This is a genomic window from Clostridium gelidum, assembly GCF_019977655.1.
GTDB lineage: Bacteria > Bacillota > Clostridia > Clostridiales > Clostridiaceae > Clostridium > Clostridium gelidum.
Genome location: NZ_AP024849.1, coordinates 4,682,659 through 4,697,790, shown reverse-complemented (window position 1 = coordinate 4,697,790; position 15,132 = coordinate 4,682,659). Strand labels below are relative to the sequence as shown.

The 15,132-nt window shown below is 27.7% G+C and carries 16 protein-coding genes; all 16 read left to right on the top strand.

Annotated features, from left to right (window positions below):
- Nucleotides 1-12 precede the first annotated feature (12 nt).
- The 16 genes from psyc5s11_RS21615 to psyc5s11_RS21540 all read left to right on the top strand — a co-directional run bounded on the left by psyc5s11_RS21615 (nucleotide 13) and on the right by psyc5s11_RS21540 (nucleotide 15,125).
- Nucleotides 13-738, top strand: coding sequence for a response regulator transcription factor (locus psyc5s11_RS21615; RefSeq protein ID WP_224034531.1), 726 nt, complete (start codon nucleotides 13-15; stop codon nucleotides 736-738).
- Nucleotides 739-826: 88 nt separating this feature from the next.
- Nucleotides 827-2,152 (top strand): sensor histidine kinase, encoded by a 1,326-nt coding sequence (locus psyc5s11_RS21610; RefSeq protein ID WP_224034530.1) that lies wholly within the window; start codon nucleotides 827-829, stop codon nucleotides 2,150-2,152.
- Between the two features lie 217 nt (nucleotides 2,153-2,369).
- On the top strand, nucleotides 2,370-2,783 hold the full coding sequence (locus tag psyc5s11_RS21605) for a HutP family protein (RefSeq protein ID WP_224034529.1): 414 nt from the start codon (nucleotides 2,370-2,372) through the stop codon (nucleotides 2,781-2,783).
- Nucleotides 2,784-3,134: 351 nt separating this feature from the next.
- Nucleotides 3,135-4,154 (top strand): ABC transporter substrate-binding protein, encoded by a 1,020-nt coding sequence (locus tag psyc5s11_RS21600; RefSeq protein WP_224034528.1) that lies wholly within the window; start codon nucleotides 3,135-3,137, stop codon nucleotides 4,152-4,154.
- Nucleotides 4,154-5,068, top strand: coding sequence for an ABC transporter permease (locus psyc5s11_RS21595; protein WP_224034527.1), 915 nt, complete (start codon nucleotides 4,154-4,156; stop codon nucleotides 5,066-5,068). Before psyc5s11_RS21600 ends, psyc5s11_RS21595 begins: the two co-directional genes overlap by 1 nt.
- Nucleotides 5,034-5,828, top strand: a complete 795-nt coding sequence (locus psyc5s11_RS21590; protein ID WP_224034526.1) for an ABC transporter ATP-binding protein — start codon at nucleotides 5,034-5,036, stop codon at nucleotides 5,826-5,828. The genes psyc5s11_RS21595 and psyc5s11_RS21590 overlap by 35 nt, the downstream gene beginning before the upstream one ends.
- 208 nt (nucleotides 5,829-6,036) lie before the next feature.
- A complete protein-coding gene (locus tag psyc5s11_RS21585) occupies nucleotides 6,037-6,711 on the top strand; it encodes a YveK family protein (protein ID WP_224034525.1) in 675 nt (224 codons plus the stop codon).
- Between the two features lie 14 nt (nucleotides 6,712-6,725).
- A complete protein-coding gene (locus tag psyc5s11_RS21580; RefSeq protein WP_224034524.1) occupies nucleotides 6,726-7,454 on the top strand; it encodes a CpsD/CapB family tyrosine-protein kinase in 729 nt (242 codons plus the stop codon).
- Between the two features lie 27 nt (nucleotides 7,455-7,481).
- Complete coding sequence (locus psyc5s11_RS21575; RefSeq protein WP_224034523.1) at nucleotides 7,482-8,249, top strand: tyrosine-protein phosphatase; 768 nt, start codon at nucleotides 7,482-7,484, stop codon at nucleotides 8,247-8,249.
- Between the two features lie 490 nt (nucleotides 8,250-8,739).
- Entirely contained in the window at nucleotides 8,740-9,402 is a 663-nt protein-coding gene (locus psyc5s11_RS21570) for a sugar transferase (RefSeq protein ID WP_224034522.1), read from the top strand.
- A gap of 73 nt (nucleotides 9,403-9,475) precedes the next feature.
- On the top strand, nucleotides 9,476-10,522 hold the full coding sequence (locus psyc5s11_RS21565; RefSeq protein WP_224034521.1) for a mannose-1-phosphate guanylyltransferase: 1,047 nt from the start codon (nucleotides 9,476-9,478) through the stop codon (nucleotides 10,520-10,522).
- A gap of 84 nt (nucleotides 10,523-10,606) precedes the next feature.
- Nucleotides 10,607-11,341, top strand: a complete 735-nt coding sequence (locus tag psyc5s11_RS21560) for a WecB/TagA/CpsF family glycosyltransferase (protein ID WP_224034520.1) — start codon at nucleotides 10,607-10,609, stop codon at nucleotides 11,339-11,341.
- Nucleotides 11,342-11,352: 11 nt separating this feature from the next.
- On the top strand, nucleotides 11,353-11,850 hold the full coding sequence (locus psyc5s11_RS21555) for a serine O-acetyltransferase (RefSeq protein ID WP_224034519.1): 498 nt from the start codon (nucleotides 11,353-11,355) through the stop codon (nucleotides 11,848-11,850).
- A gap of 231 nt (nucleotides 11,851-12,081) precedes the next feature.
- The gene (locus psyc5s11_RS21550) at nucleotides 12,082-13,173 is read left to right on the top strand and encodes a glycosyltransferase family 4 protein (RefSeq protein ID WP_224034518.1); all 1,092 of its coding nucleotides are present in this window, start codon (nucleotides 12,082-12,084) and stop codon (nucleotides 13,171-13,173) included.
- Nucleotides 13,174-13,257: 84 nt separating this feature from the next.
- Nucleotides 13,258-13,815 (top strand): acyltransferase, encoded by a 558-nt coding sequence (locus tag psyc5s11_RS21545; RefSeq protein ID WP_224034517.1) that lies wholly within the window; start codon nucleotides 13,258-13,260, stop codon nucleotides 13,813-13,815.
- Between the two features lie 302 nt (nucleotides 13,816-14,117).
- Complete coding sequence (locus psyc5s11_RS21540) at nucleotides 14,118-15,125, top strand: glycosyltransferase family 2 protein (protein ID WP_224034516.1); 1,008 nt, start codon at nucleotides 14,118-14,120, stop codon at nucleotides 15,123-15,125.
- Nucleotides 15,126-15,132 lie beyond the last annotated feature (7 nt).

The following is a 15,132-nucleotide window of genomic DNA, read 5'->3' as shown; positions in this document are numbered from 1 at the left end:
GTTGATTTTCACATGAATTGTATAAATTTTTCAAATGTAAAAGTGTTACTAATAGATGATGAAAAAGATATAACTGACTTAATAGAGGATGTTCTAATAAAAGATGGTTTGAAAAATATATTAAAAGCGCATTGTGGTTTAGATGGAATAAAAATATGTAGGGAAGAAAAACCTAATATAGTTATCTTAGATATAATGCTTCCAGATATTGATGGTATTGAAGTATGCAAAAAAATAAGAGAATTTTCTTATTGTCCAATTTTATTTTTATCTTCAAAAAATGATGATATTGATAAAATTCTTGGGTTTAGTACAGGCGGAGATGATTATATAACTAAACCATTTAGTCCAAGAGAAATAGTTTTTCGAATAAAGGCTCAACTTAGAAGACAAATGTATGATGGAATAAAGGAAGAAACAGTTCAAAATAATAATATAAACATTGGTAATATTTCTATTGATATAGAACATTCTCAGGTATATAAACAAGGTGCAGAAGTTAATCTTACAGCAAAGGAGTATAAAATTCTTTTATATTTAGCAGAGAATCCTAATAATATAGTAAGTAAGGAAAGGCTATGCGATATTATATGGGGAGAAGAATATATTGGATATGATAATACAATTACAGTCCATGTGAGACATTTAAGAGAAAAGTTAGAGGAAGACCCTTCTAAACCTAAGTTAATTGTTACTGTAATCGGACTTGGCTATAAAATTGTGAAAAGAGATGAGTAGAATGAAAAAATCAGGTTATAAATTAATCTTTCATTTATATTCTATATTTTTCATTATCTTTTTAATAATAGTTTTCCTTTTGGCAGGAATGAGTGTTTATTTTTTAAAGACCAACATTAGCAAAGATAATAGTGAGATTAACTGGAGTAGCGCCCCTATACAATTTACAAATGATTTTTCTAAAGAGATTACTTTTAAGGATAGTAAGCCAGAACTTAAGGATTCAGGGATAGAAGAGCTAAAGAAAAATAAACTTTGGATTCAAATTATTGATAAAAATGGAGAAGTAAGTACAAGCTATGATAGTCCTAAAGAAGTATCAACTCATTATTCTCCAATAGAGATGATTGAGCTTTATAAAAATGCAGGTGATATTAAAGATTGTACTGTGTTCGTTGGATGCATTGAAAGTAATGGGGAAGAATGGACATATGTAATAGGATTTCCTGTAAAGATATCAAAAGTTATTATGTATTTGAATTATAATAATTTATCAAATTTAAAGTGGGTTGTATTAAGCCTGTTTGCCGCAATTATGTTTCTTATTCTTATTTTAGGTGCAGTTTATGGTATATGGATGAACCGTCTTTTGTCAAACATAATAACATCGATAAAGAAACTCACTTCAAATTCTTATGTGGCAATAAAGAAAAGTGGAATGTATGGGGATGTGTATGAAAGTCTTAATTTACTTCATAATAAGCTTGAGGAAAGCGAACTTGAGAGAAGAAAAAATGAAATATCAAGAGAGGAATGGATCTCAAATATTTCACATGATTTGAAAACTCCGTTGTCGCCAATAAAAGGTTATGCAGAGATGTTATCAGATTCAGAATATAATGTTAATTCAGAAGAGATAAAAAAATATGGTGGAATAATACTTAAAAATGCAGTATATGTAGAAGCTTTAGTAGAGGATTTAAAACTTACATATAAGTTGAAGAATGGTATGTTAATTTTAAAGAAAAAAGATGGAAATATAGTAAGTTTATTAAAAGAAATAATAATAAATATATTAAATAATCCAGAATACAAAAACAGAAATATTACATTTTACTTTTATAAGGATAAAGTAAATTTAAGCTATGATAGTATACTTCTTCAACGAGCTTTAAGTAATTTAATAAATAATGCAATAATTCATAATTCTCCAGATACAATAATAAAGGTTTTTATTAAAGAGGAAGACAAAATATATATAAAGATTGAGGATAATGGAAAGGGCATAGGAGAGAAAGATTTAGAAAAACTTTTTGAGAGATATTATAGAGGTGCAAATACTGATGCTAATGTTCAAGGATCTGGACTTGGTATGGCAATTGCAAAGCAAATAATAGAAGTTCATGATGGAACGATTACTGTGGACAGTGAACTAAATGTAGGTACAAGCGTAGATATAGAATTTGAAATATAACATTTACATAGATGTAAAAATTGTAGTAAAAAATATAATTAATACTGATAAAGATGAATTATTTTAAAAGACTGAACTTAAGTAATTAAGGAAATCATAATTTTATATAGAATAATAGAACTTGATGAAGTGAAAACTACATTAGGTTCTATTATTTTTAAGTTATAAAAACTAGTGTGTTATAATAATTTATAGATTGAATTGGAGGGGATATTTTATGGAAAGCAATAGTACGAAAATTGCTAAAATTGCGACCAAGATGGCTATATGCAATAGAAATGAAGAAGATGAGTTGAAAAGATTTTATAATGAACAAGGAATCAAGGTTACAGCTGCAAATATGGGTGGGAATATTAATTCATCTATATCAAAAATACTTGAAAGCGCTCTGGTAGCAGCAAAAAGAAATGGATTAATTAGAGAAGAACATTTACATGAAGGAGCTGTTATAGGAGCAACTAGAGATGCAATAATTCAAATTTCGACTCGTGCTAATGGATTAAATGTTGGTGGTAAGATAGGAATAGCAAGAGGCGGAGAACATATATCTGTTTGTATATTTTTAAGCATTGGATTATTACATTTGGATGAAGTAGTTATTGGAATAGGCCATAGATCATTACCAGTATAATATAAGTATTTTATAAATAAAGATTGATTAATAGAGTTTGGAATTTCGCAAATTTCACTTATTATGTTAAAATTTCATGGATAAGGTTTCAGAAATAAATGATATTTACATTTATTCACATAAATATATAATTTTCATATTAAAATACTAAATAATAATAGAAATGAGGCTAGGTAAACTTTACAACTATTTTAAATTATGATATCATAACTTAAAAGATTTATAAATTATTATCAATTTATTTGAGTATTTATCATAAATATAGGCATATATTTATGATATTAGGTAGTATTAGTAGTATGTAGAAGTGTAGTAGGGAATTGATAATAAGAATAATAGGGGGACAGTATTATGGTAGGAAAAAGAAAGTTATCGATGTTATTATGTACGGTTTTAGTAGGCGGAGTCCTTGCAGGATGCGGAAATAGTGCAACAGATTCTAAAGGCTCAGAAACAGCTTCAACAACAGCTGTGAAAAATATTGGAGTTGTACAATTAGTACAACATGATGCTTTAGATGCATCTAATAAAGGGTTTGTTGATGGTTTAAAAGAAAAAGGATATGAAGACGGAAAAAACATTAAAATTGAACAACAAAATGCTCAAGGTGAACAAGCAAATGCACAAACTATTAGTAAGCAATTCGTAGATGCAAAAAAAGATTTGATTTTTGCAATTGCAACACCAGCAGTTCAAGCAGCATATAATTCTACAAAGGAAATACCAATAATATTTACAGCTGTAACAGATCCAGTAAAAGCAGAAGTTGCAAAAGATTGGAAGAGTTCAGGTACTAATGTTACTGGTACATCAGATAAGGTTCCTGTGGATAAGCAAATAGAGTTATTAAAAAAATTAGTTCCTAATGCTAAAACAGTAGGAGTAATTTATAGTACTTCAGAAACAAATTCAGTAATTCAAGTTGAAGAACTTAAGGCTGCAGCAACAAAACAAGGACTTGCAGTAAAAGAAATTGGAGTTACTACTGTAAATGAAATAAATCAAAACTTATCAAGTGCTCTTGGAGACATTGATGTATTATATACACCAACAGATAATACAGTAGCTTCAGGATATGCATTAGTAGGTAAGCTTTGCTTAGAAAAAAATATTCCTATAATAGGTGCAGAAGAAGCTATTGTAACTAAAGGTGGTCTTGCATCTATAGGCATAGATTATTATAAATTAGGAAAAGAAGCAGGATTTAAGGCTGCTGAAGTATTAGCTGGAAAGAAACCTTCAGAGGTTGAAATAACTACATTAAGTGAAATGTCATTCACTATAAACACAGATGTTGCAAAGAAATTAAATATAACAATTCCAAAAGATATAGAAACAAATGCTAAGAAAGTAACAGGAGGCGTTCAGTAGTGGGTGTTTTAATTAACATTTTAGAACAAGGACTACTATTCTCAATTGTTGCAATTGCCGTATATATAACTTACAAGATATTAGATTTCCCAGACATGTCAGTTGATGGTACTTTTCCTATGGGAGCTGCTATTTCAGCAGCTCTTTTAGTACAAGGTGTTAATCCATGGGTTAGTATTATTGCAGCAGCTATTGGAGGCGCAATAGCTGGCGCAATAACAGGGATTTTACATGTTAAGTTTAAAATTGATAATTTAATGGCTGGAATACTTGTTATGATAGGATTATATTCAATAAACTTAAGAATAATGGGAAAAGCAAATGTTCCTTTATTCAATGTACCAAATGTATTTAAACTTGGAATACCAACTATGGTTATTATTATAGTATTCCTTGCTGTAGTGAAAATATTATTTGATTTATATTTTAAAACTAAATCGGGGTTTTTACTTAGAGCAGTAGGTGATAATGAACAAGTAGTATCTTCAATTGGAGTCAATAAGGATTTAGTTAAAATATTAGGTCTTGTAATAAGTAATTCACTAGTGGGAATGGCAGGAGCATTGACAGCTCAATACCAAGGGTTTAGTGATGTTGGAATGGGAACGGGTACTGTAGTAATGGCACTTGCAGCAGTAATTATTGGAAGTTCATTATTCGAGAGAGTATCTTTTATAAAAGCAACTACATTATCAATATTTGGTGCAATTATTTATAAAGGTGCAATTGCTCTTGTATTAAAATATGGTGGAGTAATAGGATTAACTGCTAATGATATAAAGTTAATGACAGCAGTAATTGTAGTTGTAGCACTATGTTCTAGTAATGGAATTTTCAAGTTCAAGAAGAAAAAACTTGTGGAAGGTGGTACGCAAGGTAATGTTAATCGTAAAACAACTATCCAAAGTATTTAATCCAAATACTATAAATGAGAACAGAGTTTTTGATAAGTTATCATTAGATGTTGCTCAAGGTGATTTTATAAGTATTATTGGTTCAAATGGAGCAGGTAAATCAACTTTGCTAAATATGATATCTGGAACAATAGAAGCAGATTCTGGATCTATATTATTAGATGGAAATGAAGTAATTAATAAACCAGAGTATATTAGGTCAAAATCTATTGGAAGAGTATTTCAAAATCCATCAATGGGTGTTGCACCTAATATGACTATTTTGGAGAATATCGCTCTTGCAGATAATAAATGCAAAACTTTTGGTCTTGGATTTGGAATAAATAAAAAGAGAATAGGTTATTATAAAGAAATGGTAAGTGAACTTAATTTAGGTTTAGAAGATAAAATTTATAACAAAGTATTACTTTTATCTGGTGGACAAAGGCAAGCATTAACATTACTTATGGCAGTAATGTCAAAACCTAAACTATTATTACTAGATGAACATACTGCAGCCTTAGATCCTAAGACTTCAGAAACAATAATGGATATAACGAGAAGTATTGTTAAAGATAGCGGAATAACAACACTTATGGTTACACATAATCTTAAACATGCTCTTGAAAATGGTAATAGACTTTTTATGATGCATAGAGGTCAAATTTTAGTTGACATTAAGGGCGAAGAAAAAGAAAAATTAGATAATAATAAGCTTCTTGGACTTTTCGAAAAAGCAAATGGTGCAGATGCTTTGAATGATAGAACTTTATTTGGTTAAAATTTAAGTGAGTATAAATTTGAATAGAAGATAAGTAGTTGTATGTTAAAGTGCTAAGAATATTTTATATTCTTAGTGCTTTTTTTGTATAAGGAACATTCAAAAAAATAACAAATCAGTATGCTGGTCTATTTTGTATAAAGAAATGCTTTTTGTATATACTAAAATTTAAAGGCAAAAAAATAGTATTTATGGAGAGCTGAGAGATATGAATGAAGAAAATATAAAAATTGAAGACATATTTGACAGTGTAATTAAAAGGTGGAAAATGATACTTTTAATAACGTTAGCTACAACTTTAATGGTTGCAAGTATTAGCTTTTTTGTAATTGCACCTAAATATACAGCAAATACAAAGGTGTTTATAGGAAAGGAAAATACTAAAGATCAGACTTACAATAGTAATGATGTTCAAATGTATCAAAAATTATTAAAAACATATGCAGAAATGATATTGACTAATGATTTGGTTAATAAAGCAATTGTAACAAATAATTTAAATATAACGTCAGAAGCGGTAATTAAAAGTTTAACAGTTACTCCAAGAGCTGATACTCAAATTTTAGAAATTGAATATATTAATACAGACAAAGCATTAGCTAAAGATGTAGTGAATACAATTACAAATGAATTTATAACATCATCTAAAGAACTTATACCAAATGTTAATGTAAAAATAATAGAAAGTGTAAAAATGCCTGAAAAGCCAACTAGTCCTAATAAAAAGATGAATATAGGTATTGCATTTTTGCTTGGTCTTATGATTAGTGTAGGGTTGGCATTTCTATTAGAGTTTATGGATAATACATTTAAAACAAAAGAACAATTACAAGAAATATTAGGAATACCTGTTATTGGTGCAATTCCTGATGATTTGAGCTAAAGGGGATAATATAAATGTTTGGATCAAGAAAAATGGAAAGAGCAGTTAAAGTGCAGCAATATAACGGTTTCATAGTTGAGAAAAAACCAAAATCAATAGCATCAGAGGCGTATAGAACTTTAAGAACTAATATACAATATTCATCATTTGATAAGCAAATAAAAACAATAGTAGTTACAAGTGCAGAAGCAGCAGAAGGAAAATCTACAGTAGCAGGAAATCTTGCTTTATGTTTTGCTCAAAATGAAAAAAAGGTTATAATAGTGGATTGTGATTTAAGGAAACCTTCAGTGCATAAGAATTTTCAAATGTCTAATTTAATAGGACTTTCAGAAGTGCTTATAGGGAAAGAACGTTTAGAAGAAGCAATACAAAGACGTAATGAAAACCTAGATGTATTGCCATCAGGCAAAATTCCACCCAATCCATCAGAAATGTTATCATCAAGTGCAATGACTACATTAATAGAAGAATTAAAAGAAAAGTATGACATAATTATTTTAGATAGTGCTCCACTTAAGGCAGTTACAGATGCTCAAATTCTTTCTACAAAAACAGATGGAACTATACTTGTTATAAGAGCTGCAAGAACTAATAAAGAATCAGTAATTGAAGCTAAGAATCTTTTGACTAAAGTAGGAGCAAATATAATAGGTACTGTTTTACATGCAATTGAAAATACTAGAGGAAAGTATTACTATTATTATGGAAGTGATGATAATAGAGAGAAAGATGAAAAATAATAAATTAATAATTAAATGGGAGTAAATATGATAGTAGATATTCATTCACATATAATAGCAGGTATTGATGATGGACCTAAAAATATGGAAATGACTTTGGAAATGCTAAAGAATGCAGAAAGAGATGGTACTAAAGAAATAATAGCGACGCCACATTATCTATTAGAATATGGCGAATCTATAATCTCAGACGTGAAAGCATTTGTTAAAGAAATTAATTCTATTATAAGTAATGAAGGATTAAACATAAAAGTATACAGCGGACAAGAAATATATTACACTGAAAATATAATACAAAATTATATAGAAGGAAAAATAGGAACCTTAAATGATTCCAGATATATGCTAATTGAATTTCCAATGAGAAAGCTTGATGATAATATATGTGATATAATCTATGAACTTCAAATTAGGAATATAACACCAATAATAGCTCATCCTGAAAGATATAAGATTATTATAGAAAAACCTATATATATTAATAAATTCATTAATGAAGGATATTTATTTCAAATGAATACTGGCAGTATAGAAGGAAAATTTGGATCAGATGTAAAAAAGACTGCGGAAATTCTTTTAGAGAATGGAATATATAATTTCATTGGATCAGATGCTCATAATACTAAAAACAGAAATACAGGATTATCAAATGCAATTAGATTAGCCAATAAATATAATAGTATTGAAGAAATATTTACACAAAGTTCAAAAAAAATTCTAAATAATGAACATATTGACTTTTTAGGAGAAAGAATTAAAGAAAAGAAATCAATATTTTCATTTTTAAAAAAGTAGATTTAAGTAATAAATTAAAAATAGTTATATCAAGATAATATAAAGTTATTTTGATATAACTATTTTTTATATTATATATCTTTAATGTTCAATTATTAAATTATATATGATTTAAGAAAGTTTCTGTATCTTAATACATAGCCTGTCTATTGCTTGAAAAAGAGCATTATTTCTATTTAATAAAAAAAATCAAAAGATACCTTTGTTTTATATTTTAAGTGTTCATATCAATAAATATTATTTGTTATATTTATACTTTAAGCATTTAAATCGTAATAAACTATTACAATTTAATCATAATAAAAAGAAATACAAAATACATATTATACAAAAAAAACAAAAAGTTTCAAATAAAAATATACTTTATACTATGTTATAATAAATTACGACATAAATATACTTAATTATTAATCAAATGATATATATAATATGAAAAACAAATAAAATTAAGTAATATTATGGTAAGCAAAAAATCTTAGGGGGTATATACATGCAGCAAATGAATTTACAACGAAGAGAAGTTTTGCTCACGGAACAAATTAAAATGAGAAGAGGATATTGTTTTTTTAAGAGAATTATGGACATAGTATGTTCACTAATAGGACTTATAGCATTAAGTCCAGTATTATTTATAGTAGCATTTGCAATTAAAATTGAATCAAAAGGATCAATAGTTTTTATGCAGGAAAGAGTTGGAGAAAATGGATTAAAATTTAATATGTACAAGTTTAGGTCTATGGTGCAAAATGCAGAAAAATTAAAAGAAAAATTAACAGATAAAAATGAAATGGATGGTCCAATGTTTAAAATGAAAGAAGATCCTAGAGTAACTAAAATTGGTAAATTCATAAGAAAGACAAGTATAGATGAACTTCCTCAATTAGTGAATATATTAAAAGGTGAAATGAGTCTTGTAGGACCAAGACCGTCACTTCCAAGTGAAGTTATGAAGTTTGAAAAATGGATGAAGAAAAGATTAGAAGTTAAACCAGGGCTTACGTGCTATTGGCAAGTATCAGGAAGAAATGATATTGAGTTTAAAGAATGGATGGAACTTGATCTTAAATATGTAGAAGAAAGAAGTACTTTAGTTGATATAAAATTGATATATAAAACATTTTTTATTCTTTTTGGGGACGAGCATGCTAGCTAGAAAAGAGCGTAATGTAAATGGACAAGTTCTAGCAAAAATAATCTAGAAACTTATTAAATGAGGGGGTAAATCAATGATTTGTGCTTTAATAATGGCTGGAGGGAAAGGAACAAGATTTTGGCCTTTATCAACAGAGGAAAAACCTAAACAGTTTTTAAGTTTATTAGGTGAAGACACCATGATACAAATGACTGTAAATAGAATTAAATCTATTATACCAATGGAAAGAATATTTGTTTGCACTGCAGCAATATATGTAGGCTTAGTAAAAGAACAACTACCAGAATTGCTAGAAAAAAATATAATAATAGAGCCAGAGGGAAGAAATACAGCTCCTTGTATTGCATTATCAGCATTTGTTATAAAAAGATATTATAATGATGCAAATATGATAGTACTCCCTTCTGACCATTTAATAAATGATGAAGATGAATTTAGAAATATAGTAAATAGAGCAAATAACTTCTTAGAAAATAATGAAGAAGCAATAATAACACTGGGAATGAAACCAGATAGACCAGAAACAGGATATGGTTATATAAAATATTCTAATAACATAGAGTCAAACCATAAGTTTAATATTTTTAAAGTTGATAGATTTGTTGAAAAGCCAAATGAAGAGAACGCTAAGAAATATCTAGAAGATGATTCATATCTTTGGAATGGTGGAATGTTTTTATGGAAAGTTTCCAATATAATTAATGAAATAAAAAAATATTCGCCACAAACATATGAAGCTTTACATGAAATAGAATTTGCACAGGAAGAACTCTTACAAAAAATAATAAATGATAACTATAACAAAACAGAAGTCATATCAATTGACTATGCAATATTAGAAAAATCAAAAAACATATATGTTGTTCCAAGTAACATTGGATGGGATGATATTGGAACTTGGAAATCAGTAGAGAGGTATAAAGAAAAAGATATTGATAATAATATACTTGAGGGTAATACAACAGTAATTGAATCTAAATCTAATATATCTATCAATACTGGGAAGAAAATAGTTATGATTGGAATAGAAGATGTTATGACATTGGAAACTGAGGATAGCATTTATATAATTAACAAGGATTATATGGAGAATCTACGTGATTATAAAAATGTTATTTAATACAAATATGAATTTGTTGTAAAATTAACCGGAATTTAAAAGACGAATTCATAGAGTATAGAGAAAGAAAGCGTTGTGATTCAAATGAGTAGGATAAAATTTCTTAATACAGAAATAGATAATTTATCAATGTCAGAAGCTATAGAAGAAATAGATAAACTAGTGGTAAATAGAAAATCTAGTTATGTGGTTACACCTAATGTAGATCATATAGTTAAACTAGAAAAAGACGAGGAATTTAAAGAAGTATACAAAAATGCAGATTTGATTTTAACAGATGGTATGCCATTAATATGGATATCAAAAATGAAGTTTACACCAATAAAAGAAAAAGTATCAGGATCAGATTTATTTCCTAGAGTGTGTGAATTAGCAGCTAAAAAATCATACAGTATGTTTTTACTTGGAGCAGCAGAAGGTGTTGCAGCAAAAGCAGCTGAAAATTTGAAAGAAAAGTTTAGTGGATTAAATATTGTTGGATCATATTCACCTAGTTATGGTTTTGAAAAAAAAGAAGATGAAATTGAAAAAATCATAAAAATTATAAATGAAGTAAAACCAGATATTTTAGCAATAGGGCTCGGAGCTCCTAAACAAGAAAAATTTATATATAAATATAATAAGAGATTAAATGTACCGGTATCATTAGCTATAGGTGCTAGTATAGATTTTGAAGCAGGAAATATAGAAAGAGCACCTAAATTTATGCAAAAATGTGGATTTGAATGGTTTTATAGATTATGTAAACAGCCTAAAAGAATGTTTAAAAGATATTTAATTGATGACTTGAAAATTATTAAAATAATATTTAAATATTAAGGAGATACTATATGTTTGAAGCATTAAAGGAAGACATAAAGGTAAATGATAGGAGGCTTACACCTATAATTATATTGATGTTTTATAGAAGTGCAAATAGTTTATACTATTCAAACATACCCAAATCTATAAAAAAAGTACCATTAATATTGTTGAAAATATTACAAAAAGTATTTGCTGACGTGATTTTTGGCGTAGAGATTCCGTATAAAGCTAAAATTGCAAAGGGACTAAGAATAGTACACCCTAAAGATATAGTTATAGCTGAAACAGCAATTATAGGTGAGCATTGCACTATATTTAATCAAACTACAATAGGTGTTAATGAGCATAAAGAAATTAATAAGGCACCGAAAATTGGGAATTATGTTTACATTGCAGCAGGTGGAAAAGTAATAGGTGATATAGCTATTGGGGATAATTGTAGAATAGGTGCAAATGCAGTTATTACCAAAAGTATTAAGAATAATACTACAGTTGTTTGCGTGCAGCGTATTATAGAAAGATAAGGCACAATCAAAAAAATAGCAAGTCCATCTGCCAGAAAAGTTCCGTAGTGTAGCACAGCTACTCTTTTCTAATGTGCCCATTTTCCATCATCCTGCGTCAGCAAAATGCCATAATAGGCCCGATATGATAGCACTTTACTTCCTTGCCTGATGAAAAATATTCATGGCAGTTTCGGACCTGTTATTTATTTTCATGTGCCTAAATTAAAAAGTTTTAAAGAGGGTGTTGCTATGTGTAACAAAAATATTCTATATTTGACTCGAACTATGGGACTAGGTGGAACAGAAAAAGTTATTTTACAGTTATGTGAAGGATTGAAAGATGACTTTAATAAGATTGTTGTTGCATCAAGAGGTGGGTTACATGAGGACGTATTAAATAAAAGTGGAATCACTCATTATAAAATAAGTGATTTTGAGAATAAGAATCCAATTGTGATTCTAAAAACCATAATTGAATTAATCAAAATAATAAAAAGTGAAGATATAGATATTGTACATAGCCATCACAGAATGGGAACGTTCTATACAAATATAGTTGCAAAGTTAATAAAAGTTAAAGTTGTTCATACAGCACATAATACTTTTAATGATAAAAAGATGTTTACAAAATTAGCATTAAAAAATGTTGAAATAATAGCTGTAGGAGAAAAAGTAAAAGAAAACTTAGTTGATTTTTATAAAATTAAAAATAGTAATGTTAAAGTAATATATAATGGCATAAAACAGGAAAAAAATACTTGCCAAAAAGTAATAGAAGAATTATCAACCTTAAAGGAAAATGGATTTTACATAGTTGGTAATATAGGTAGATTATCAAAGCAAAAAGGTATGGAATATTTTATAAAATCAATTCCTCAAATAATTGAAAAAGAGCATAAAATCAGATTTGTTATTGTTGGAGATGGAGAGTTGCGAGAAGAGTTAGAATGCTTAACAAAAAAAATAAATATAGAAGATAGTATAATTTTTTTGGGATATAGAGATGATATTACTAATGTTATTAATCATTTAGATTTAGTAGTATTATCTTCATTGTGGGAAGGGCTACCATTAACCCCTATAGAAACATTTATGCAAGGAAAGACTATAGTTGCAACAGATGTAGATGGAACAGGGGAAATAGTTGAGAATGGGTTTAATGGAATCTTGATAAATTCAAGAAGTGAAAATGAGATTGCAGAAGCAGTTTTAAGGTTATATAGAAATGATGGAATGAAAAAACAAATGGAAAAAAGAGCATTAGAAACCTATATTAATAAATTTACATATGAAAGATTTATTGATAAATATAGAAACTTTTACAATGATTTGATAAAGTGAAATTAATGGGATACAACAGAGAAATGGAAAAAAGTATTTAAAATTATTTGTATGAGAATTAATTCAAGGAGGCTTTATTTATTAATGATAACCAAAATATGTAAATGGATGGTTTCTGCATTACGCATTGGGTATTTTAAAATTAAATATGGAAAAAGATTAATACTGCAAATAGATAAAAATGCTAAACCAATATATTTTGGAAAGGGAATTAAATTAAGAATTGATAAAAATAGTTACATTAAAATTGAACCAGGTGTTTATTTAAGCGATTTTACTACTCTTGAATGTTATTCCGGTGGAAGTATAGAACTAGGTATAAGCACTTTTATAAATACTTATTCTAGATTAATTGCTCTTAAAAGTATTACTTTAGGAGGAAATTGTATTATTGGAACTAATGTATCGATTTATGATCATGATCATGAATATCGTAAAGATGGTTTTATAAAAGATCAAGGTTTTATAATTAATTCAGTAAATATTGAAAAAGATGTTTGGATTGGCACTAATGCAGTAGTTACGCAAAATACACACATAAAAGAACATGTTATAATTGGTGCAAATTCAATTGTTACTAAAAATATTCCAAGTAGGGTTGTCTGTGCAGGTAGTCCAGCAGTGATAATTAAAAATATTTAATTATATTATACTTACTTAGGCACAATCAAAAAAATAACAAGTCCATCTGCGAGAAAAGTTCCGTATTGTAGCACAGCTACTCTTTTCTAATGTGCCCATTTTCCATCATCCTGCGTCGGCAGATTGTACTAATAGGCTTGCTATGAGCACAATCAGTCTCCTTGCCTGATGAAAAATATGCATGGCATTTTGGACTTGTTATTTTCTTTCATGTGCCTTAATAGAAAATATGAAGAAATAATATTTTTTATCTCAATATTGAAACAAATGTAAAATTATATAATTTATAAGGGAGGAATAAAATGGAACCAACTCTTTCAATTATTGTGCCAATTTATCAAGCAGAAAAAAGTTTACATAATTGTATACAGAGTATCCTTAGACAAACTATGTCAAACTTTGAATTATTATTAATTGATGATGGCTCAAAAGATAAATCTTCTTTGATTTGTAAAGAGTATTTACAAAAAGATAAGCGAATTAGATTTTTTGAAAAATCTAATAGTGGGGTCTCTGAAACGAGAAATTTGGGCATAAAAAAAGCTAGCGGAAAATATATTCAATTTGTTGATAGTGATGATACACTTGTTGATTATATGTGTGAAAGAATGATAAATACAGCAGAAGAAAATAACTGTGAGTTGGTTATATGTGGATATAAAAAATGTGAAGGGTATCTAGATGAGGTAATTAATTATGAAAATTTATTCATAAATAATATGAATAATAGTGGCGAAATTTTCGGCAATTTATACGTAAAAGAGCTCATAAGCACTCCTTGGAATAAATTATTTTTAAAAAGTAAGATAAAAGAATACTTTGATAAAAACCTGAGTCTTGGAGAAGATCTAGTCTTTAATCTTGAATATATGAGAAACATTTCTTCAATATCAATTATTAGTGATCCATTATATAATTATTTTATAAACCCGAAAATTGCTCTAAAGCAACTATATAAAAGAACTAACTATGAAACGATTTTGAGAGGTTATACAGAAGTAATAGCATTTTGTAATGAGGTATTTGGTGTTAAATATAACTCAAATTTAATTAATCAATATTTTGTTAAATTTGTTCAAGGATGCTTTTTAGCTATTGTTGCGAATAAGGATAATTCCCAAAAATTAAAATTACAGCAAATTAAACAAATAGTTTATAATGAAAAATTAAATAGTGTTTGCAATACTGTAAATTATGATAATAGATTATTAGCATTTCAAAGTAATCTAATATTAAATAAAAATATTTATTTAATATATTATTTTCAAATTATAAAAAGGATAATCAAAAATATCAAAAGTAATATTTAATAAATAG